Genomic DNA, 20,895 nt, shown 5'->3' with positions numbered 1-20,895 from the left:
CGAGCGTGAAGTTGCTGTTTCGATTGATATAATCGCCAGATGACGAAATCAGAACTCATCGACCGTCTCGCACAGCGCTTCCCCCAGCTTGTCGCACGGGATGCGGAAGAGGCGGTGAAGGTGATCTTCGGCGCCCTGACCGATGCGCTCACCCATGGCGGCCGAATCGAGATTCGCGGCTTCGGCAGCTTTTCGCTGAACTACCGGCCGCCACGTCTGGGCCGCAACCCGAAGTCCGGCGAGACGGTGCATGTCCCCGGGAAATACGTGCCGCATTTCAAGTCGGGCAAGGAGTTGCGGGACCGAGTGGGTGTTGCCCCCGTGCCGGCAGCCGTCCGCAAGAAAGCCGCCTGAACGGGACTGCCGGTATCGGTAGCGCAACAGGCCGACGAGGCGGCACATTGCAACTGCCAGAGTGTGCGGAGCAAGAAAGCTCAGGTATCCCCAAAACGCACCGGGCGCCCGCGTACCCGAACGTGGCCCTTCGTTTCTCCACAGATTCTGTGGATAACCCTCTCGATAACTCGGTCACCACCCGGCGTTCAGGCATCTGGACGCTGTGACGCTTTTTTGACCAGCGGGCCGCCCGTTCCTCCAGGAATCGGCAAGGCGGCGATTCCCTTTGTTTGCTGATGCGTCATCCCAGGATGGCAATGGTATCGGCTTCACATCACAGAGAGCCGATCCATGCCAGCAGCCCGCCCGTATTGCCGGACAGCCTTCGGTTGCCTGGCGCTGACCGCCTCCCTGGTGGCCGGCTGCGCGACGACCGCGCCGTCCTCCCCGCCAGTCGCTTCATCCCGGGCGGTCGAACCTGCAATCTCACCGCCGCAATACATCCCAGTGGTCCGCTACGGTCGCTACACCCTGGTCGAACTCAAGCCGACCGAGGCCCAGCGGGATTTGCTGCTGCAGGTGATCGACGTGACTCTGCCCGTCACCCTGCACGCGACGGTGGGCGACGCGCTGCGCCATGTGCTGCGGCGCTCCGGTTACCGGCTCTGCAGCGGCCCCGGAACCGATGCACTGGATGCCCTCCCGCTGCCGGCGGCGCACTACCGGCTCGGGCCGATGGTGTTGCGCGATGCCCTGCTGACCCTCACCGGTCCGGCCTGGAACCTGCACGCCGACGAGGGTGCGCGCGTGGTGTGTTTCACGCCGGCCGCAATGCCTGCCGAGCCGGTCATGCCACTGCCTTCTCCCGTAGGAGATGCCGATACCCCGGCCGAGACATTCCCGCTTGCTGAGGAGGTGCAGCCATGACGACGCCGTACACTGAACGGTCGCGTCGCGCCACCCTGCTGCACGTGGCCGCGGCCACCTGGCTGCTGCTCATCAGCACCGCAGTCGTGATCGACCACGTCGTCCTGTCGACACTGGCCGAAGAGGCGGAAGACCGCGTGCCTGGCATGCAGGTCGCCGTATTGGAAGCGCAACTGGCCGAACTCGCCCGGGAGCTCGAGCAGCACCGGCAAGGGCCGGCTGCACTGCCCTTGGTACGCTACGAATCCGAGCGCCTGGCGCTGGATCAACGGCTAGCAGCGCTCGAACAGGCACTCGGCGATCGGCCAACCACCGATCTGCAGTCCTTGCAGACCCGCATCGAACGGCTGGAAGTACGCCTTGCCACCGTCCGCTCGGCGCCGATGGCCGCTTCCCGTCCCCCCGTACTCGCGCCGGCAAAGCCCCAGCCCGTTGAGCCCGCGTTCCGGGTGATCGGCGTCGAGTTGCGTGCCGGCGAACGCTTCCTGTCGATCCTGCCTGCTGATGCGGCTGCGCTGGCCCAGACCCGTCTGCTGCGAGCTGGTGAAACCGAGGCCGGCTGGCGACTCGAAGTGATCGAGGACGGCGTCGCCGTCTTCCGACTCGGCGACGAGGCCCGCCGCCTGACAGTACCCGAGCGATAGGAGGGGCAAGTGAAGCAGTACAGGACCGTCACCCTCTTGACCGTCGCGCTTCTTACCGGCTCGACCCCGGTCGCGGTTGCCCAGCACACCGCCACGTCGGCCACCGTCCCCGGTCGCGAGCGGCCGGTGGCGACCGTCCGTAGTGACGAGCTGTTGGCCCGCGACTGGGGGCTGAGTGCCGAAGACTGGGCGCGCTACCGGGAGCTGATGCAGGGACCGCTCGGCGTCTATTCCGCCAACCTCGACCCGCTCACGGCCCTGGGCATCGAGGCACGCAGCGAGGAGGAACGCAGGCGTTACGCGGAGCTGCAGGTACAGGCCGAGGCCCGGCGCGTCGGCAAGACGCTGGCCTACCAGCGGGCCTACGACGAGGCATGGCAGCGCCTGTTTCCCGGGCAGCGGCGCGTTAGCCTGCCCGGCGCAAAAGTGCAGGGGGCCGGCAACACCGGCTCCGGGCGCCTGGCGGTGTTCGTCAAGGACGACTGCACACCGTGTGCGCAGCGCGTGCAGCAATTGCAGGCGGCCGGTACCGCCTTCGACCTCTACATGGTCGGCACCCGCCAGGACGATGCGCGCATCCGGCAGTGGGCCATCGAGGTGGGCATCGACCCGGCCAGGGTGCGTGCCCGCACGATCACGCTCAACCATGACGCGGGGCGCTGGCTGTCGCTCGGCCTGCCGGGCGATCTGCCGGCCGTGGTGCGTGAGGCGAACGGCGAATGGCTGCGGCAATAGGGACCTTCGGCCGGGAGCTTCGGCTATCCGCCGTCGCCCTCCACTTCGTCAGCGCCGCGCTGCTGCTAGCGACCGGGGGCTGGTCGTTGGCTGCCCATGCGCGTGAGGTGCCACCGCCGGCCTATCAACTGGCGGCACGCCGCGCCGACGTGCCGGCCACGGTGCTGTATGCAGTGGCCTTGCAGGAGAGCGGCACCAAGCTGCGCGGGCGCCTGATCCCCTGGCCGTGGACGCTCAACGTCGCCGGCGCGCCACAGCGCTATGCCACCCGCACCGACGCCTGCGCCGGGCTGCACCGGGCGCTCGCCCACACGCCGGCCAAGCGCATCGACGCCGGCCTGGGCCAGGTCAACCTCGGCTACCACACGCATCGCTACACCCAGCCCTGCGAGCTGCTGGACCCGTACCGCAACCTCGCAATCGCTGCGGAAATACTGCGCGAACAGCACACGCCGGGCGAGGACTGGTTGCTTGCCATCGGCCGCTACCACCGGCCCGCCGGTGGGGCGCCCGCGGCGCGCTACCGGCGCAGTGTGCATCGGCACCTGACCCGCGTGCTCGACCCCGACGTTCCCGTTCCAACCCTCCAGGCCACCACGCCATGAACCACATCGTCCTCATCGCCGCCATCGGGCTGCTGCCCACGACCACCGTCTTCGCCCAGACCGCCTCCACGCCCCTGATCGTCGTCGAAGACCGCGGCGGCGCCTCCGCGCTGCCGTACTACCAATCGCTGAATCCTCAGCCGGATCAGGCCACACCGCCAGCCCCGATGCCAGCCCCTCGCGCGGGCAACGCGGCCGACGCCGAAGCCGCCATGCTGCCGGTGCGCTCGACGCAACTGTCGCCGGGCGAGGTGCAGACCCGCGTCATCCGGGCACCGGGCCTGACCGCGCTGTTCCTGATCGGCGACGACGAGCGTTCGCGCGCCTGGCTGCGGCAGCGGCAGACGGCGCTGCGAGAGCTGCAGGCCGTGGGCCTAGTGGTCAACGTGGAGTCGATGGCCGCGCTGACGGCGCTGCGCAGGCTGGCTCCCGGCCTGCCCCTCTCGCCGGCCTCCGGCGACGACCTGGCCCAGCGCCTGGGCCTGCGCCACTACCCGGTGCTCATCACCTCCACCGGCGTCGAGCAGTAGGTGCGCAAATGGCCCAACCGCATGCGGTCGAGGTTCTGCTGCGGCCAGCGGTGGAGCTTTACACCGTGGCGGTCTGCACCGGCGCCGCGATTCTGTGCCTGGTGGCACCGTGGTCGCTCGCGCTGAACCCGCTGCTCGGCCTGGGCTCGGCGCTGGCTTTCCTGACCTTCGGCGCGATTCGCCTGCGCGATGCCTGGGCGATCCTGCGCTATCGCCGCAACATCCGCCGCCTGCCGCGCTACGTGATGACCAGCCGCGACGTGCCGGTGAGTCAGCAACGGCTGTTCGTCGGCCGGGGCTTTCGCTGGGAGCAGCGGCACACGCACCGGCTGATGCAGACCTACCGGCCGGAGTTCCGCCGCTATGTCGAGCCGACGGCGATCTACCGGGCCGCCCGGCGGCTGGAGGAGCGGCTTGAGTTCGCGCCGTTTCCCGTCTCGACGCTGGCGCGCGCGCTGGCCTGGGACAGCCCGCTCAACCCGGCGCGGCCGCTGCCGCCGGTCGGCGGACTGCCGCGCCTGCACGGCATCGAGCCGCACGAGGTCGACGTCACCCTGCCGTTGGGCGAGCGCGTCGGCCACACCCTGGTGCTGGGCACCACGCGCGTGGGCAAGACGCGGCTGGCCGAGCTGTTCATCACCCAAGACATCCGCCGCAAGGTCCGCGGCGAGCACGAGGTGGTGATCGTCTTCGACCCCAAGGGCGATGCCGACCTGTTGAAGCGCATGTACGTCGAGGCCAAGCGCGCCGGGCGCGAAGGCGAGTTCTACGTGTTCCATCTGGGCTGGCCGGACATCTCGGCGCGCTACAACGCCGTGGGCCGGTTCGGGCGGATCTCCGAGGTGGCCACGCGCATCGCCGGACAGCTCTCGGGCGAAGGCAACAGCGCCGCGTTCCGCGAATTCGCCTGGCGCTTCGTCAACATCATCGCGCGCGCCCTGGTCGAGCTGGGGCAGCGGCCGGACTACCTGCTGATCCAGCGCCACGTCATCAACATTGACGCGCTGTTCATCGAGTACGCCCAGCACTACTTCGCCAGGAACGAGCCGAAGGCCTGGGAGGTCATCGTCCAGCTCGAAGCCAAGCTGAACGACAAGAACATCCCGCGCAACATGATCGGGCGCGAGAAGCGCGTGGTGGCCCTCGAACAGTACCTGTCCCAGGTGCGCGTCTATGACCCGGTGCTCGACGGCCTGCGCAGCGCCGTGCGCTACGACCGGACGTACTTCGACAAGATCGTCGCTTCGCTGCTACCGCTGCTGGAGAAGCTCACCACCGGCAAGATCGCGCAACTGCTCGCACCGAACTATTCCGACCTGTCCGACCCGCGGCCGATCTTCGACCGGATGCAGGTCATCCGCAAACGCGCGGTGGTCTACGTGGGGCTGGATGCACTGTCCGACGCTGAAGTCGCGGCGGCGGTGGGCAACTCGATGTTCAGCGATCTGGTCTCGGTCGCCGGCCACATCTACAAGTTCGGCATCGACGACGGGCTGCCCGGCGCCGCGGTGGGCGCCAAGATTCCGATCAACGTCCACGCCGACGAATTCAATGAGCTCATGGGCGACGAGTTCATCCCGATGGTCAACAAGGGCGGCGGTGCCGGCGTGCAGGTGACGGCCTACACGCAGACCTTGAGCGACATCGAGGCGCGCATCGGCAACCGTGCCAAGGCCGGCCAGGTGGTCGGCAACTTCAACAACCTGTTCATGCTGCGCGTGCGCGAGACCGCCACCGCCGAACTGCTGACGCGACAACTGCCCAAAGTCGAGGTGTACGCCACGGCACTGATGAGCGGCGCCACCGACAGCTCCGACCCGACCGGCAATACCGCCTTCACGTCCAACACCCAGGACCGCATCAGCAGCAACAGCGTACCGCTGATCGAGCCGGCGCATGTGGTGGCGCTGCCCAAGGGACAGTGCTTCGCGCTGATCGAGGGCGGCAACCTCTGGAAAGTCCGCATGCCGCTGCCGGCACCCGACCCCGACGAAGCCATGCCGAGGGATCTTCAGGAGCTGGCAGGCTACATGCGGCAGCACTACGTCGAGGCAGGAGACTGGTGGGAGAACCAGGGGCTCCCCGGCCTGCAGGACAAGGCGCTGCCCGACGACCTGCTGGACGACTTCAAGCAGATGGCCGCCGCTGAAGAGGCCGAAGCATGAGCGATCCGGCCGTCGCGGCCCAGCGCCAGCAGCAACGACAGCAAGGCCTGATCGCCGGCCTGGTCACGCTGCCGTTCCGCCTCTTCGGCGTGCTGTGCGGCGCGCAGCTGCTGTGCATCCTGATCGAATGCGTCGGCATGCACTTCTTCTGGCCCGAGCAGGGCTGGCGCCACGCGCAGGGCATGCTGCACTACGAGCTGGATCAGCTCTCCACGCATTTCACGCGCAGCGCGCTGGTGCAGGAGCCGGGGCGCACCGCGCACCGGCTGGTGGAACAGGGCTACGACGGGCTGTTCGTGAAAAGCGGCCTGCTGGACTGGATACGCGACGCCTCGGCGCAGGCCAGCGCCGGCAGCCATCGTCCGACCAAGGATTTCCGCTACTACATCGGCTTGGTCTATGTGAACGTGGAGAGCTACCTGATCGCGGCGGCCTATACGACGCTGGTCTTCCTCGTGCGGCTGCTGGTGCTGTGCCTGACCCTGCCGCTGTTCCTGATGGCCGCCTTCGTCGGGCTGGTGGACGGCCTGGTGCGCCGGGACATCCGCCGCTTCGGCGCGGGACGCGAGTCGGGGTTCATCTATCACCGCGCCAGGGCCAGCCTGATCCCGCTGGCCGTGCTGCCGTGGGTGACTTACCTGGCATTGCCGGTCAGCGTGAACCCGCTGCTGATCCTGTTGCCCAGTGCCGCATTGCTCGGCGTGGCGGTGTGCATTGCGGCGGCGACGTTCAAGAAGTACCTATGACGACGCAGCCTGCTTCCCATCAATCCGGTCATGCCCCGATTCCCATTCCCCACCGCGCAAAGCGGGCCTGCACGACAACATCTGCCCATCCGCTTCAGTGGGGAAGGGCACGATGGGACAGACCAATCGCAGCAAATTCGCACGGGCTGCGTTTGCCGTGGTGTTGGCCGTGTCGTTCTCGGCGCTGCAGCCTGCCGTCGCCGCCGAGGGTCTCGCCTCGGAGCGCGAGCAACTCGCCGCGCTTGCCCGCCAGCTCAACCTGATCGACCGCCTCGCCGAGCACGCCGCCAATACCGCTCCGCAGGAACGCGCCCGCTACTACTTCGACTACGTCCGACTGCGCATAGACCTGCAGCGCGTTCGCGCCGGCCTGCAGGACTACCTCGTGCCCCAGCGCGCCCAGCCGCGTGATCCCTTCCCGCTGGCCGGCGATTACGTCCACAGAGACCGCGCCAACGACGAGGAACCATCGCCGTGACCCCCTCTGCCGATCAAGTCGCCGCCTTCCAGGCCACCGGCGGCTTTGCGCCTTCGGCCGTCTCTGCCGTGGTGCTCGCTTTCGTGTTCGCCGTGTTGCTGCTGTGGGGCGTGTGGGCGATGCGTACCGCCTACGTCGGCTGGGCTGAACACCGCCTGACTGAACGCCAGTTCCTCGGCGTCATCGTGCGTTTCGTCGCGATGTACCTGGTGCTGAGCTACTTCCTCCTGTCCTGACCACCATGAAAGGGTGTATCGCCATGAACGCTTCGACTACCCATCGCGCTGATGTTTGCACCACGGCGCCCACGTCCGCGCGGATCGCCGCTGTGCTCGTCCCACTGGGCATCGCGGCCACGCCGGCGGCCTCCTGGGCGGCCCTGCCCACCATGGAGGACCCTTCGCGCGGGGCCGGCACCGGCATCATGCAGACGATCCAGAACTACGGCTACGACATCGTGCTGCTGGTCGCGCTGCTCGTGGTCGCCTCGATGTTCGTCGGTGTCTCCTATCACGCCTACACACGCTACTCGGAGATCCACACCGGGCGCGCCACCTGGGGCCAGTTTGGCCTGTCGATCGCCGTGGGCGCGCTCTTGCTGGTGGTCGGAATCTGGCTGCTCACCAAGGCCACCGGCGTGCTGTGAGGGCGCTAAGCGATGGCCCTCCCTTCGGAGACTCCGCGCGACACGCTGGTGACCTTCCTGCCGCACCGGCTGAATCGCCAGCCGGCGGTCGTGCGCGGGCTGACCGCCGACGAGTTGTGGATCTGCGCCGGCCTGTCAGGTGCAGCCGGGTTTGTGCTTGGCCTGCCGCTGGCCTGGCTCACGCACAGCATCGCCATGGTGCCCACGCTGATCGTGGCCGTGATTGCGCTGGGCGTCTTGGTTGGCGGCGGCTTCCTGCGCACGCAGAAGCGCGGCCGGCCCGACACTTGGCTGTACCGGCAACTCGAGTGGCGGCTGGCCCTGCGGTACCCGGCGCTGGCGGCGCTCGCGGGCGGGCAGGGTCTCATCACCCGTTCGGGCTATTGGACGATCCGGCGCAGTGCCGATCGAGGGGCACCATGAGCCGGTTCAGGAACGAGGTCGCGCACCTGCAGGCCCACGTGAAGACGCTGCGCCTTGGGGCCGGCGCGCTTTTCGTGGTGGCGCTGCTGCTCGGCTTCGGTTGGTGGAGTGCGCCGAGGGATCTCACCATCCATGTGCCGCCGGATCTGCGCTCGGGCAGCACGCGCAAGTGGTGGGACGTGCCGCCCGAGAGTGTGTATGCCTTCACGTTCTACATCTGGCAGCAGGTGCAGCGCTGGCCCACGAACGGCGAGGAGGACTATGCACGCAACCTGCGCGCGCTGTCATCCTACCTGACGCCGGGCTGCCGCACCTTTCTGCAACAGGACTACGAGTACCGGCGCACCAGCGGTGAGCTGCGTCAGCGCGTGCGCGGCATCTACGAGATTCCCGGGCGCGGCTATGGCGAAGATCCGGCCACGCGCGTCAAGGTGGTTTCCTCTCGGGACTGGATTGTCACGCTCGACGTGAGTGCAGACGAATACTACGGACCCGAGCAGATCAAGCGCGCTCTGGTGCGCTACCCCATCAAGGTCGTCCGGCTGGACATCGACCCCGAGCACAACCCTTTCGGCCTTGCGCTGGACTGCTACGCCAGCGCACCCCAGCGCATCGAAGCGCCGCCGACGCCGACCCAGGCGGGTGCACCCGCCAACGCTTCCGGCCGCCCGCAGGGAGACGCCCCATGAAGTCGGTTACCTTGTCGGCCCTGGCCGGCGTCCTGCTGATCCTCGGGTTCGTGCCGGCCAGCCATGCCCTGGAAATCCTGCGCTGGGAGCGTCTGCCGCTGCCGGTGCCGCTGGTGGTTGGTGAGGAGCGCGTGGTCTTCATCGACCGCAATGTGCGGGTCGGCGTGCCGGCCAGCGTCGGTGCCCACCTGCGCGTGCAGAGTGCGGGGGGCGCGATCTACCTGCGGGCGAGCGAGCCCATTCCGCCGACGCGGCTGCAACTGCAGGACGTGGAATCCGGCGCGATGATCCTGATCGACATCGCCGCCGAGCCGGCGAAGGACGGCCAGGCGCCGCTCGAGCCGGTGCGCATCGTGGAAGCGGAGGCCCCCGCAAAGCGCTATGGCGGCGGTGCAACACGCGGCGCAGACGAGCCGACCGATGAGTCCGCAGACAAGACCGCTCCCTTGCGCGAAACGCCGGTCCCGGTCGTGCTGACACGCCATGCCGCGCAGAACCTGTATGCGCCGCTGCGCACGGTCGAGCCGGTTGCCGGCATCGGACGCGTGAATCTGCGCCGCGAGCTCAAGCTGGACTCCTTGCTGCCGGCCCTGCCGGTGCAAGCGCGGGCGCTGGCCGGATGGCGCCTGGACGACCAGTGGGTGACGGCGATCCGCCTCACCAATACCTCGGCGCGCTGGCTCGACCTCGACCCGCGTGCCCTGCAGGGGAACTTCGTGGCCGCGACCTTCCAGCATCCGAATCTGGGGCCAGCCGGTACTCCGTCGGACACCACGGTGCTCTACCTTGTCACGCGCGGCCACGGGCTGGCCGAGTCGCTGCTGCCGGCGCTGAGCCCGATCGACACCGCCGCGAACCTGCCGCCGGCCGCTGCGGCCGGCTCAGTCGGAGGCGCGCGCGATGACGAGTAATCCGCTGCTCAAGTGGCTGCTGATCCCGATAGCGCTGTTGCTGATGTTCGTCGGTATCAGGCTGTTCTCCGGCACCCCCGGCGGCCAGCCGGCCCCCATGGGTGCGGCCAGTACGCTCACGCCCGAGGAGATGAAAGCCTTGGGCATCGCAGGGGACACCCCGCGCGATACTGTCGCCACGCTGGTGGCCCAGGTGAAGCAGTTGCGCACCGAGCTGCAGAGCGCGCTTGGCGACAACAAGCAGCACAGGGCCGAGAACGAGCGCCTGCGCGCGCGGGAAAGCGCGATCGACCAGCGCATTCAGAACGCGCTGGAAGGCGAGCGCAACCGCTTGGCGCAGGAGCGCGCCCAGGTGGCCAGCGACAGGCAGCAGACTCAGGGGCTGATGCAGGATCTGCAGCGGCAACTGGACGGCCTTGCGGGCAAGGGCGGCCCGTCCGATCTGCCAGTCGGACTGGGGCTGGAGGAGGGTGACGGCCAACGCTTCGACCGCGGCACCAGTAACACACAGTGGGTCGAGCCCGACGATGCCAAGGTCGATGCCAGGAGCGGGAGCAAGGCGCCGCGCTTTCCATCGAGCTTCGGGCCGGCCCAGAAAAGCCTGTCGGCCACGGTGGAATCCGTCGCCGACGTTGGCAGCCGCGCGGTGGGCGCATCCACGAAGGCCGTGTACACCGTGCCGTCGAACTCGACCCTCATGGGATCGATTGCCATGACGGCGCTGATCGGGCGCGTGCCGATCGATGGAACCGTGAACGACCCGTACCCGTTCAAGGTGCTGATCGGCCCGGACAACCTCACGGCCAACGGCATCGACATCCCCGACGTGGCCGGCGCCGTGGTCAGCGGCACGGCCTCGGGCGACTGGACCCTCTCGTGCGTGCGCGGGCAGATTCGCTCGGTCACGTTCGTGTTCCAGGACGGCACCATCCGCACGCTGCCGCAGGACAGCAGCGAGGGCGGCAACAGCGGCGGCCAGGGCCAGAACGGGGCCAGCACCCAGGGCGGCCTGGGCTGGATCAGCGACCCCTACGGCATCCCCTGCGTCAGCGGCCAGCGACGCAGCAACGCCCAGCAGTACCTGGGCAGCCAGGCGCTCATCACCGCGGCCGGCGCCGGTGCGGCCTCGCTCATCGACTCCGACAGCGGCAGCGTGGCCGTGGTCGCCAACAGCAACGGCTCGCTGGGCACCGTCGGCATCAGCGGCAATGAAGCGATGGGTCGCATCCTCGCGGGTGGCGTGCGCGACATGGCCGATTGGGTCAACAAGCTTTACGGCCAGACCTTCGCGGCGGTCTATGTGCAGCCCGGCGCCAAGGTGGCCGTACATCTGGAACATCCGCTCGACATCGACTACGACGCCAGGGGGCGTCGGGTCCACCACCGCACCGGAGGAGCTCATGCATCGGATCTGGATTGACGCGGCCGCCGTGTTGCTTTCGGCCACCCTGCTTGGCGGCTGCGCCACCAGCAAGGAGAAGTTGTTGCCGCACGGCGACAGCACCATGCTCGACATCTGGCATCAGGAGACCGGCGGCAGCGCGGGCGGCGGCCAGGCCGCGCGGCAGCTGCTCGATGCGCGCCAGGGCCTGCGCCGGCCGCTGACTGAGGCCGATGTGCAGGCAGCGCCCGGCATGCAGGCGCGCTACACGCGTACCGCACAGAACGAGATTTACCGCCAGTTCCAGCGCCTGCCGAACCCCGACCTGGTGATGTACGTGTTCCCGCACCTGGCGGGCACCGACCCGGTGCCGGTGCCCGGCTACAGCACAGTGTTTCCGCTCTACCAGCGCGTGCAGTACGCGATGCCGGGCGAGCGCGTGGAGGACTACTGATGGGCTGGTCGCTGCCGTGGTCACGCAAGCCCGACGTATCGCCTGCTGACGCCGTGGATGCGGCCGATGTTGCCTGGGCGCGGCACGTAAGGGCGCTGGCGGCAGTTGGTGTCGCCGAGCCGGGCAGTGCGCTCGGCCAAGGCCGGCGCGGGCCGGCCACCCAGACCGACCACGATGCGCTCTATGGCGTGGCGCCGTCGTTTGCGGATTTGCTGCCCTGGGTCGAGTACCTTACCGACACCAAGTGCATGTTGCTGGAAGATGGCCAGTCGGTCGCGGCCTTCTTCGAGCTGGTGCCGGTCGGTACCGAGGGCCGCGAGATGGCCTGGCTATGGCAGGCGCGCGATGCGCTGGAGAACGCCCTGCAGGACGCCTTCGACGAGTTGGACGACAACCCCTGGGTGGTGCAGCTCTATGCCCAGGACGAGGCCAACTGGGACGACTATCTGTGCTCGCTGGCGAACTATCTGCAGCCGCGTGCGCAAGGCAGCGCATTCAGTGACTTCTACCTGCGCTTCTTCGCCCATCACCTGCGGGCCATCGCCAAGCCGGGTGGCCTTTTCGAGGACACTGCCGTGACGCGCCTGCCCTGGCGCGGCCAGGTCCGGCGCGTGCGCATGGTCGTCTACCGCCGCACCTCCGCGGCCCCGACCCCGCGGCGCGGCCAGTCGCCCGAGCAGGCGCTGACCACGATCTGCGACCGCCTCGCCGGCGGGCTGGCGAATGCCGGTGTGAAAGCGCGACGTCTCGCCGCGGCGGACATCCACGCCTGGCTGCTGCGCTGGTTCAACCCGAACCCCAGCGTGCTCGGCGCCACTGCCGAGGACCGCGAACGCTTCTACGCACTGACCCGCTATCCGGACGAGCGGGAGGAAGGCGAGATCGAACTCGCCAGCGGCACCGACTTCGCGCAGCGGCTGTTCTTCGGTCAGCCGCGCTCGGCCGTGTCCAATGGCCTGTGGTTCTTCGACGACATGCCGCATCGGGTGATCGTGATGGATCGCCTGCGCACGCCGCCGGCGACCGGCCATCTGACGGGTGAAACGCGCAAGGGCGGCGATGCCATGAACGCGCTCTTCGACCAGATGCCCGAGGACACGGTGATGTGCCTGACGCTGGTGGCCACCCCCCAGGACGTGCTCGAGGCGCACCTCAACCACCTCGCCCGGAAGGCCGTCGGCGAGACCCTGGCCTCGGAGCAGGCCCGGCAGGACGTGCAGCAGGCGCGCGGCCTGATCGGCAGCGCGCACAAGCTCTACCGTGGCGCGCTGGCGTTCTACCTGCGCGGCTGCGACCTGGAACAGCTTGATGCGCGTGGCCTGCAGCTCGTCAACGTGATGCTCAACGCCGGCCTGCAACCGGTGCGCGAAGAGGATGAGGTGGCGCCGCTGAACAGCTATCTGCGCTGGCTACCGTGCGTGTTCGATCCGGCTGCCGACAAGCGCCAGTGGTACACCCAGCTCATGTTCGCGCAACACGCGGCGAACCTGGCCCCGGTCTGGGGTCGCAGCCAGGGCACAGGGCATCCCGGCATCACGTTCTTCAACCGCGGCGGCGGTCCGATCACCTTCGATCCCTTGAACCGGCTCGATCGGCAGATGAACGCGCATCTGTTCCTGTTCGGCCCAACGGGTTCGGGCAAGAGCGCGACGCTCAACAACATCCTGAATCAGGTGACGGCGATCTATCGGCCGCGCCTGTTCATCGTTGAGGCGGGCAACAGCTTCGGCCTGTTCGGCGACTTCGCGGCACGGCTGGGCCTCACCGTGCATCGGGTGAAGCTCGCGCCCGGCGCGGGTGTCAGTCTGGCGCCGTTTGCCGACGCCTGGCGCCTGGTCGATACGCCGAGCGAGGTACAGACATTGGACGCCGATGCGCTCGACGAGGACCAGACCGATGCCGGCAGGGCAGTGGAGGGCGATGAGCAGCGCGACGTGCTCGGCGAGTTGGAGATCACAGCACGACTGATGATCACCGGCGGCGAGGACAAGGAAGAAGCGCGCATGACCCGCGCCGACCGCAGCCTGATCCGCCAGTGCATTCTTGATGCGGCCCAGTTCTGCGCAGCGGAGAAGCGCACGGTGCTGACCCGCGATGTGCGCGACGCACTGCGCGAGCGTGCCCGGGATGCCACGCTGCCGGAGATGCGGCGCGCACGGCTGCTGGAGATGGCCGACGCCATGGAGATGTTCTGTCAGGGCGTGGACGGCGAGATGTTCGACCGCGCCGGCACGCCGTGGCCCGAGGCGGACATCACCATCGTCGACCTGGCCACCTTCGCGCGCGAGGGCTACAACGCGCAACTCTCGATTGCCTATATCTCGCTCATCAACACGGTCAACAACATCGCCGAGCGCGACCAGTTCCTGGGCCGGCCGATCATCAACGTGACGGACGAAGGCCACATCATCACGAAGAACCCGCTGCTCGCGCCCTACGTGGTCAAGATCACCAAGATGTGGCGGAAACTCGGCGCCTGGTTCTGGCTCGCCACGCAGAACCTGGACGACTTGCCGAAGGCAGCCGAACCCATGCTCAACATGATCGAGTGGTGGATCTGCCTGTCGATGCCGCCCGATGAAGTCGAGAAGATCGCGCGCTTTCGCGAACTCAATGCGTCGCAGAAGGCGCTGATGCTCTCGGCACGCAAGGAGGCCGGCAAGTTCAGCGAGGGCGTGATTCTGTCGAAGTCGATGGAGGCGCTGTTCCGCGCCGTGCCGCCGAGCCTCTACCTGGCGATGGCGATGACCGAACCCGAAGAGAAGGCCGAACGCTTCCAGTTGATGCAGCAGCACGGCATCTGCGAGTTGGATGCCGCCTTCCGCGTGGCCGAGAAGATCGACCGTGCGAGGGGCATCGAACCGCTGGTGCTGGATTCGCTGGCCTGACGGGAGCGACACGATGCGCATGCCTTCCTTCGCCCTCCGTCATCCATGGATCGGTCTGCTGATCGTGGCGACGATTGCGGTGGCCTCGTGGATGCTGTTGCGCGCGCCGCATCCGGCAACCGAGTCCATGCCCCTGGCCGCCGCCGGGTCCGAAGCGCCGCAACCGGCCGGCCCGCCCTGGCTGTATGGCCGTGCCGACGCGCGCTTCACGTTGATCGGGTACGCCGACCTGGAGTGTCCGCACTGCCGGGCCTACTTCCCCGCGCTCAAGCGCTGGATCGACGCCCATCCCGAGGTGAACTGGCAGTGGCATCACCTGCCGCTTTCCATGCACGAGCCGGCCGCGAGGGCCGGGGCACGTCTGGCCGAGTGCGCGGGCGAGACTGGCGGACATGCCACGTTCTGGCAGGCCGTGGCGTGGCTCTACTCGAACACCCGTGGCGACGGGCAGGGTGTGCCGGCGAGCCTGCACTATCCCGAGCTCACGCCAGCCATGCAGGGCTGTCTCGAGAGCGATCGCCCCGATGCCGTCATCCGTGCCCAGACGGTGGAAGCCGCAGAGCAGGGCATCGCGACCACGCCGGCCTTGCAACTGCGCGACCGCGAGACCGGCAAGACCCTCCTGCTGCATGGTCCTGTCGAAGGCGATGCCCTGCTGTCGGCCATCGACCTGCTCGCCGCCGGCGGCACGACCGTCGCCGAACCTGCCCATTCCGCAGACATGCCCACCGGCGTTGCCGGTGACATGCCCAGGTAGCCATCGATCTTCAAGGCTACGGCGCGGCGGGTCCGCGTTGATCGAAACCCGTTCGCATCGCATCCCTTGACGCGAACACCCACTGCATTTGCGGTGGTGGATGCCGGCTCGTCACCTGTTTCAATCCTATCGTCCCAGGAGGGTTTGCCCTCCAGGGGCAGGCGCCCTCCGATCTCATCCATTGGAGGTTCGCCATGTCTCTTGTCATCGCCGACTCCGGCCCGGAGTCGCTCACCCTGATTGCCGCCCAGCACGAAGACTGGATCATCCAGCAGGCGATCATGCTGCTGGAGAACCGCGTTTTCAGGGGCGGTCCAGTATTGGAGAGTCCCGCCGCCGTGCGCGACTACCTGCGCCTGAAACTGGTCGCGGAGCCGAACGAAATCTTGGCCGTGGTGTTTCTCAACAGCCAGCACCAGGTGCTCGCTTTTGAGCCGCTCTTCAAGGGCACGGTCGACCAGACGCCGGTGTATCCGCGGGTGTTGGTTCAGCGGGCACTGGCGCTCAACGCTGCGGCCCTGATCCTGGCGCATCAGCACCCGTCGGGGAAAACCGAGCCTTCAGCCGCCGATCGTGCGATCACCGAGCGGCTGACGAGCGCGCTGGCCACGATCGACGTCCGGGTGCTGGATCACTTCATCGTTGGCAAGGGCAGCCCGTTCTCATTCGCCGAAGCCGGCTTGTTGTAGCAGCATCCCAGACGCATTTGTTTCATCACCACGGGAGCCATTGGCTCCCGCTTCCTTTTGGTTCTTCCGCAGGAAATCGGGGCTGAGCGGTTTCGGTTTCCTTGTCGTTCCCTGATGGGCATTGCGTTCGACTACGATTCTGTATCGACTCCGCGGAGGCGCGCCGTGCCGGTTCATTCCCCCAACCTTCCTGCTGCCTCGCGGCGTCCCCTGGCGGCCAGACTGACCACCGGACTGTGCGCCGCGCTGCTCGGCTCCATCGCAACCGCCGCCGATGTGCTCGTCGTCACCGACAGCCATCATCCGGTGCAGGCTCCGGCCGGGATGCGGGTCATCGAGCTGGATCAGGCCGCGCGAATCGAGTTCGAACTCGCGGCGCACCTGCCGGCCGACCCGCAACAGGCCGCGGCCCTGGTGCGGCAGCGGTTGCATGACGGCGGCGAGGCCCTGCAGCGCCGCATCGGCCATGCCTACCAAGGCGTCGCGGATGCCTGGGGGCTGGGCATCGCCAAGATTCCCGCCGTGGTGGTCGATCGACGCTACGTGGTCTACGGCGAGCCCGACGTGTCCCGCGCCGTCGCGCGCATCAACGCCTACCGGAGCACGCAGCCATGAGCCTCCTGCTGGCACGCCGGCGCCTGCGCGCCACCGCCGCCTCGCTGCTGCTGGGCGCGGCCACGTCGACGTTCGCCCTGGACACCGCCACCATCGTCTCGTCGGCGTTGTCCCCCGACTGCCTCGAATACCGCGTGGTCGGAATCTGCTACTGGCTGTACTGCACGCCCTTCGGCTGCTCGGTTCGCACCTCCGTCAAGGTGCGCCACTACGTCCCCGATGCGGTGGTGTCGAGCTACTCGAACACCGGCGAAAACCCGTGGCTGGAAGTCAGGGCGATGAGCATGCCCAACCCGAGCGCCAAGGCTGGCGGTGACGGCACCACCAATCACGACAACGAGAACAACCTGGCCAAGTTCAAGAACGCCGATGTCATCGGCCATCCGGCCGGGATGGTGTTCAGCCAGTTCGTCAGCGCCTCCGGCTACACCTGCGAAGGCGCTGGCACAGCCTTCATGCCGTATCTGCTGAGCACGCTCGACACGATCGCCTGGCGCTACAACATCCCGGAAGCGTTCTACCCCGAAGCGCTCATCCCCGGCCGGCGCGAAATCGGTATGCGCACCGGCCTGAACCTCTGGGGCAGCGTGTATCCCCGCGGTGGCTTCCTGCACCAGACCGACGACCACAAGAGCGGCGCCGTGGTCGCGCAACGCGCGGGCGACATCGTGACGCGCCGCAACCAGATTCACGTGTACCAGCCTCTGTTGGCCAACGCCCGCGACGGCTACTGGCCGGCCGGCGCGCTGATGGAGACCGACGCCTCGACGGGCAAATGGCAGGAGCTGACGCCCACGCTCTCGAACAGTTGCGTGGTCTTCCCGCACAGCCGCACCCGCGTGCAGGCCCAGCAAGGCGACTACGCCTGGGCCTTGTGGCGGCCGTACTCCTGCTGCCGGCGCCGTGGCCAGGTCTTCCTCGGCAGCGTCGATTTCATGTGAGGAACCCACGATGAACGCATCTCTCCCTGACTTCCTGCGCCGCGCGAAATCGCCCCTGCGGGCCATGCTGCTCGTGGCGGCCATCACGCTGGTCGTCGGCGTCGCCTGGGCGCAGACGCGCATCGACCCCAATGGCGTGAACGTCAGTGGCAGCGTGATCGGCGATGACGTCCTCTACAGCATCGGCGGTGGCCGTGCCGTGTCGATGGGTGGGGCCGGCAACATGCAGGGCATCGGTGTGGGGGTCGGCTGGAACAGCAACCTGATCTGCGGCGACATGAGCATCACCACGACGCTGCAGAACCAGCTCAACGGAATCACCAACGGCTTCCAGACGATCATGAGCAACGTGATCCAGAACGCCACCGCCGCCGTGGCTTCGCTCCCGGCCCTGATCATCCAGCGCGCCGACCCGGGGCTCTACAACCTGCTGACCAACGGCATCCTCCAGGCGCGGCTGGACTTCGACCGCTCGAAGATGACCTGCCGGGCCATCGCCAATCGGATGGCGGAAATGGCCGGTGGACAGGCCGGCTGGGACCAGCTCGCCGAGGGAATGGCGCTGCGGGACGCAGTCGGCAGTACCGATGCCGTGTCCGCCGTCGAGCAGGCCGAATCCAACAAGGGGAACAACGGCGTGCCCTGGGTCGGCGGCGGCAGCGCGGGCGGCGCCGGGCAGAGTTCGATCAAGGTGGTCGGCGACGTGACGCGTGCGGGCTACAACCTGCTCAACGGCCGCAGCGCCACCGATACGTCGTCGCTCGCGCGTGGCGCCTGCGGCAATCGCCTGACCTGCCAGACATGGTCTTCGCCTGGCGAGGCCGTGGCCTTTGCGAACCGCGTACTGGGCGAACGCGAGCAACGCACCTGCGAAAACTGCACGAAGACCCAGACCATGCCAGGCGTCGGCCTCACGCCGGTGATCCAGGAAGAGTACGAAACCAAGCTGCTGGTGTTGCATGAGCTGGTATCGGGCGCCCGACCGACGACGCCGACCAATCTCGACGCGGCCGGCAGCAGCTCGCTGCCGATCACCCGCGGCGTGATCGAGGCCCTGCGTGACGAACCCGACCAGGACGTGCTGGGCAAGCGCCTGGCGTCGGAGGCGGCGCTGTCGAGCGTGCTGGAGAAGGCCTTGCTGCTGCAACGCACCTTGCTGACCGGCAAGAAGGAGCCGAACGTCGCTGCCAACGAACTGGCCGTGCAGGCAGTCGACCAGGAGAGCAGGGCGCTGGAGCAGGAGATCGACAACCTCAAAACTGAGTTGGAGCTGCGCCGTACGCTGGCCGGCAACGCGGCGATGGCAATCGTCCAGCGCCACAGCACCCGCGCTGCCGGCTCGCGCGGCGTCTTCGAGGGCGACACCCTGCGCGACCGGCTGCGGGAAGTCCAGAAGCCGCGGAGCGTTGCCCCATGAGTCGGATGACCTGGCGGCGGTTGCCTTGGCTGTCCAACCGCCGCGTCGGTGTGGGGCTGCTGTTCACCCTGTTGGTGGTGGCTGTCGCGACAGTGGTGAACATCGCCGGCATCCACGTGGTCGGCGGCCTCGACGACTGGCAGCATTGGATGCAGGCGCACGCTGGCCACTTCTTCGTGTGGCGGCTTTGCCTCTACTGGGCGACGGCTTACGGCTGGTGGTGGATGCGTCGGCGTCTGTTGCGGCGGGAGTCGTCCCGCGAGACGCATCAGCGCCTGCTGCGCACGGAGATCGCGGCCGTGATCGCCGTGGTCGCACTGGAGGCCGGTCAAGCGTTGCGGCACGGGTGAGACCAGGAGGCGGGAATGACGCTCTACACCACGGACTACCTGGAGTATTACCTGACCCTGCTGGCCTGGGTGGTCAGCAATGGCATCTGGAACATCCTCGTTGCCAGCGGGGTATTCGCGCTGCCCTTCGTGGCCATCGTGATCCAGGAATGGCTCAAGGCCCGCAGCGAAGGCGCGGATGAGGGGAACAAGGGCGTGCTGTCGTCGATGCGCATCGAGAACCGGGTGTGGGTGGCGATCATGGTCATCCTGTTCGCCGGCATCCCGTTCGTCCCGGTGGATCTCGTCACGATCAAATTCGACACGACCCGCTCCGCGCAATGCCAGGTCAGTGTCCCGCTGCCCGACGACACGGGCTGGGCAAATGTCTACACCACGCTCGACAACCAGAGTGCGCTGGTGCCGGTGTGGTGGTTCTTCATGCATTCCATCTCGAAGGCGGTCACGGGCGCCGCGGTGGCAGCGATTCCCTGCGGCAACGACCTGCGTCAGATTCGCATGGATGTCGATGCCACGCGGATCGATGATCCGGTGCTGGCACAGGAGGTCGCCGATTTCACGCATGACTGCTACGGGCCGTCGCGCGCCAAGCTGTTCATGAGCCGGCCGACGCTCTCCGACGAGCAGATGAACGACGTCACCTGGATCGGGTCGAGTTACTTCCTCGACACGCCCGGCTTCTATGACACCTATCGCTCCAAGACCCCGCGCACGGCCTGGCCCTACGACGCGACCCGCGATGCGGGCCTGGCACAGGTGGACAGCGGCGGCGGCTATCCGTCCTGCCGGCAGTGGTGGGCTGATGGCGACCAGGGACTGCGCAGCCGGCTGCTGGCACAGGTCGCCCCGGACCTGCTGACCCGCATCGGGCGCTGGGTGGGCTTTCTGTCGCAAGGCGAGGTCAATGACGCGGTGATTCGCGCCGTCGTCTCACCCCGGCAGCAGAAAATGAATCAGGGCGCCATCTACACCGACTACGGCGGCCAGATCGACAAGACGCTGCCGAACGTCGTCACGCGCGGCGCGAGCGAGCTGGGGATGACCGTCGGCGCGCTGGGCTTCTTTCCCGCGATGGACGTGGTGCGCCAGGCGCTGCCGATGGTGCTGACGATGCTCAAGATGGCGCTCGTCATCTGCATCCCGCTGGTGCTGCTGATCGGCACCTACGACCTGAAGACTGTGGTGACGGTGAGCTGCGTCCAGTTCGCACTGTTCTTCGTGGACTTCTGGTTCCAGCTAGCACGCTGGATCGACAGCACGATCCTGGATGCGCTCTACGGCTGGGGGTTTGGTGCGGACAGGCCGCACACGAACTTCGATCCGCTGATCGGCTTGAACAACGCTTTTGGCGACATGTTGCTCAACTTCGTCATGGCGATGATGTTCATCGTGTTGCCGACGTTCTGGGTGATGGCACTCGGATGGGCAGGGGTTCGCGCCGGAAATTTCCTGGGTGGCCTCATCACCGGAACGTCCGATGCTAAATCGGCAGGGGGTAGTGGCTCTCGCCTTGCGATGACGGCAGCGAAAGGCGCTGCCAAGTAAAGGCATTCACTCGCGCCGCTACA

The 20,895-nt window shown here is 67.6% G+C and carries 24 protein-coding genes; all 24 read left to right on the top strand.

Going from position 1 to position 20,895, the window contains the following annotated elements; all coding sequences use genetic code 11:
* Window positions 1–39: 39 nt before the first annotated feature.
* Window positions 40–354 carry an integration host factor subunit beta gene (locus GQB03_RS21065; protein WP_159693497.1) on the top strand — a complete coding sequence of 105 codons (315 nt, stop codon included), beginning with the start codon at window positions 40–42 and terminating at the stop codon, window positions 352–354.
* A gap of 333 nt (window positions 355–687) precedes the next feature.
* Entirely contained in the window at window positions 688–1,263 is a 576-nt protein-coding gene (gene pilL2 / locus GQB03_RS21060; protein ID WP_159693495.1) for a PFGI-1 class ICE element type IV pilus protein PilL2, read from the top strand.
* Window positions 1,260–1,907, top strand: a complete 648-nt coding sequence (locus GQB03_RS21055) for a hypothetical protein (protein WP_159693493.1) — start codon at window positions 1,260–1,262, stop codon at window positions 1,905–1,907. Before pilL2 ends, GQB03_RS21055 begins: the two co-directional genes overlap by 4 nt.
* Before the next feature lie 9 nt (window positions 1,908–1,916).
* Window positions 1,917–2,642, top strand: a complete 726-nt coding sequence (locus GQB03_RS21050) for a TIGR03759 family integrating conjugative element protein (protein WP_159693491.1) — start codon at window positions 1,917–1,919, stop codon at window positions 2,640–2,642.
* The gene (locus tag GQB03_RS21045; RefSeq protein ID WP_159693489.1) at window positions 2,627–3,247 is read left to right on the top strand and encodes a transglycosylase SLT domain-containing protein; all 621 of its coding nucleotides are present in this window, start codon (window positions 2,627–2,629) and stop codon (window positions 3,245–3,247) included. The genes GQB03_RS21050 and GQB03_RS21045 overlap by 16 nt, the downstream gene beginning before the upstream one ends.
* Complete coding sequence (locus GQB03_RS21040) at window positions 3,244–3,777, top strand: integrating conjugative element protein (RefSeq protein ID WP_159693487.1); 534 nt, start codon at window positions 3,244–3,246, stop codon at window positions 3,775–3,777. The genes GQB03_RS21045 and GQB03_RS21040 overlap by 4 nt, the downstream gene beginning before the upstream one ends.
* An 8-nt stretch (window positions 3,778–3,785) precedes the next feature.
* Complete coding sequence (gene traD / locus GQB03_RS21035; RefSeq protein WP_159693485.1) at window positions 3,786–5,942, top strand: type IV conjugative transfer system coupling protein TraD; 2,157 nt, start codon at window positions 3,786–3,788, stop codon at window positions 5,940–5,942.
* Window positions 5,939–6,688, top strand: coding sequence for a TIGR03747 family integrating conjugative element membrane protein (locus GQB03_RS21030; protein ID WP_159693483.1), 750 nt, complete (start codon window positions 5,939–5,941; stop codon window positions 6,686–6,688). The genes traD and GQB03_RS21030 overlap by 4 nt, the downstream gene beginning before the upstream one ends.
* A 112-nt stretch (window positions 6,689–6,800) precedes the next feature.
* Window positions 6,801–7,166: an integrative conjugative element protein, RAQPRD family gene (locus tag GQB03_RS21025; protein ID WP_159693481.1), complete on the top strand. Its 366-nt coding sequence runs from the start codon at window positions 6,801–6,803 to the stop codon at window positions 7,164–7,166.
* Window positions 7,163–7,402, top strand: coding sequence for a TIGR03758 family integrating conjugative element protein (locus GQB03_RS21020; protein ID WP_159693479.1), 240 nt, complete (start codon window positions 7,163–7,165; stop codon window positions 7,400–7,402). The genes GQB03_RS21025 and GQB03_RS21020 overlap by 4 nt, the downstream gene beginning before the upstream one ends.
* A 92-nt stretch (window positions 7,403–7,494) precedes the next feature.
* On the top strand, window positions 7,495–7,812 hold the full coding sequence (locus tag GQB03_RS21015; protein ID WP_456064412.1) for a TIGR03745 family integrating conjugative element membrane protein: 318 nt from the start codon (window positions 7,495–7,497) through the stop codon (window positions 7,810–7,812).
* Between the two features lie 12 nt (window positions 7,813–7,824).
* Window positions 7,825–8,235 (top strand): TIGR03750 family conjugal transfer protein, encoded by a 411-nt coding sequence (locus GQB03_RS21010; RefSeq protein ID WP_159693475.1) that lies wholly within the window; start codon window positions 7,825–7,827, stop codon window positions 8,233–8,235.
* A complete protein-coding gene (locus tag GQB03_RS21005; protein WP_159693473.1) occupies window positions 8,232–8,924 on the top strand; it encodes a PFL_4703 family integrating conjugative element protein in 693 nt (230 codons plus the stop codon). The genes GQB03_RS21010 and GQB03_RS21005 overlap by 4 nt, the downstream gene beginning before the upstream one ends.
* Window positions 8,921–9,835 carry a TIGR03749 family integrating conjugative element protein gene (locus GQB03_RS21000; protein WP_159693471.1) on the top strand — a complete coding sequence of 305 codons (915 nt, stop codon included), beginning with the start codon at window positions 8,921–8,923 and terminating at the stop codon, window positions 9,833–9,835. The genes GQB03_RS21005 and GQB03_RS21000 overlap by 4 nt, the downstream gene beginning before the upstream one ends.
* The gene (locus GQB03_RS20995; RefSeq protein WP_159693469.1) at window positions 9,825–11,255 is read left to right on the top strand and encodes a TIGR03752 family integrating conjugative element protein; all 1,431 of its coding nucleotides are present in this window, start codon (window positions 9,825–9,827) and stop codon (window positions 11,253–11,255) included. Before GQB03_RS21000 ends, GQB03_RS20995 begins: the two co-directional genes overlap by 11 nt.
* A complete protein-coding gene (locus GQB03_RS20990) occupies window positions 11,236–11,670 on the top strand; it encodes a TIGR03751 family conjugal transfer lipoprotein (RefSeq protein ID WP_159693467.1) in 435 nt (144 codons plus the stop codon). Before GQB03_RS20995 ends, GQB03_RS20990 begins: the two co-directional genes overlap by 20 nt.
* Window positions 11,670–14,558, top strand: coding sequence for a conjugative transfer ATPase (locus GQB03_RS20985; protein WP_159693465.1), 2,889 nt, complete (start codon window positions 11,670–11,672; stop codon window positions 14,556–14,558). The genes GQB03_RS20990 and GQB03_RS20985 overlap by 1 nt, the downstream gene beginning before the upstream one ends.
* A 13-nt stretch (window positions 14,559–14,571) precedes the next feature.
* The gene (locus tag GQB03_RS20980; RefSeq protein WP_159693463.1) at window positions 14,572–15,315 is read left to right on the top strand and encodes a DsbA family protein; all 744 of its coding nucleotides are present in this window, start codon (window positions 14,572–14,574) and stop codon (window positions 15,313–15,315) included.
* Window positions 15,316–15,509: 194 nt separating this feature from the next.
* Window positions 15,510–16,004, top strand: coding sequence for a RadC family protein (gene radC / locus GQB03_RS20975; protein ID WP_159693461.1), 495 nt, complete (start codon window positions 15,510–15,512; stop codon window positions 16,002–16,004).
* A 165-nt stretch (window positions 16,005–16,169) separates the two neighbouring features.
* On the top strand, window positions 16,170–16,619 hold the full coding sequence (locus tag GQB03_RS20970) for a TIGR03757 family integrating conjugative element protein (RefSeq protein ID WP_159693459.1): 450 nt from the start codon (window positions 16,170–16,172) through the stop codon (window positions 16,617–16,619).
* On the top strand, window positions 16,616–17,560 hold the full coding sequence (locus GQB03_RS20965; RefSeq protein ID WP_159693457.1) for a TIGR03756 family integrating conjugative element protein: 945 nt from the start codon (window positions 16,616–16,618) through the stop codon (window positions 17,558–17,560). Before GQB03_RS20970 ends, GQB03_RS20965 begins: the two co-directional genes overlap by 4 nt.
* A gap of 10 nt (window positions 17,561–17,570) precedes the next feature.
* Window positions 17,571–18,977, top strand: a complete 1,407-nt coding sequence (locus GQB03_RS20960) for an integrating conjugative element protein (RefSeq protein ID WP_159693455.1) — start codon at window positions 17,571–17,573, stop codon at window positions 18,975–18,977.
* Window positions 18,974–19,327: a hypothetical protein gene (locus GQB03_RS20955; RefSeq protein WP_159693453.1), complete on the top strand. Its 354-nt coding sequence runs from the start codon at window positions 18,974–18,976 to the stop codon at window positions 19,325–19,327. Before GQB03_RS20960 ends, GQB03_RS20955 begins: the two co-directional genes overlap by 4 nt.
* A 15-nt stretch (window positions 19,328–19,342) precedes the next feature.
* Entirely contained in the window at window positions 19,343–20,872 is a 1,530-nt protein-coding gene (locus GQB03_RS20950) for a conjugal transfer protein TraG N-terminal domain-containing protein (protein ID WP_159693451.1), read from the top strand.
* Window positions 20,873–20,895: the final 23 nt, after the last annotated feature.

This window comes from Cognatazoarcus halotolerans, assembly GCF_009800965.1.
GTDB classification, from domain to species: Bacteria; Pseudomonadota; Gammaproteobacteria; order Burkholderiales; family Rhodocyclaceae; genus Cognatazoarcus; species Cognatazoarcus halotolerans.
The sequence above is the reverse complement of the archived record's forward strand: the minus strand, read 5'-3'. Positions and strand labels throughout refer to the sequence as shown.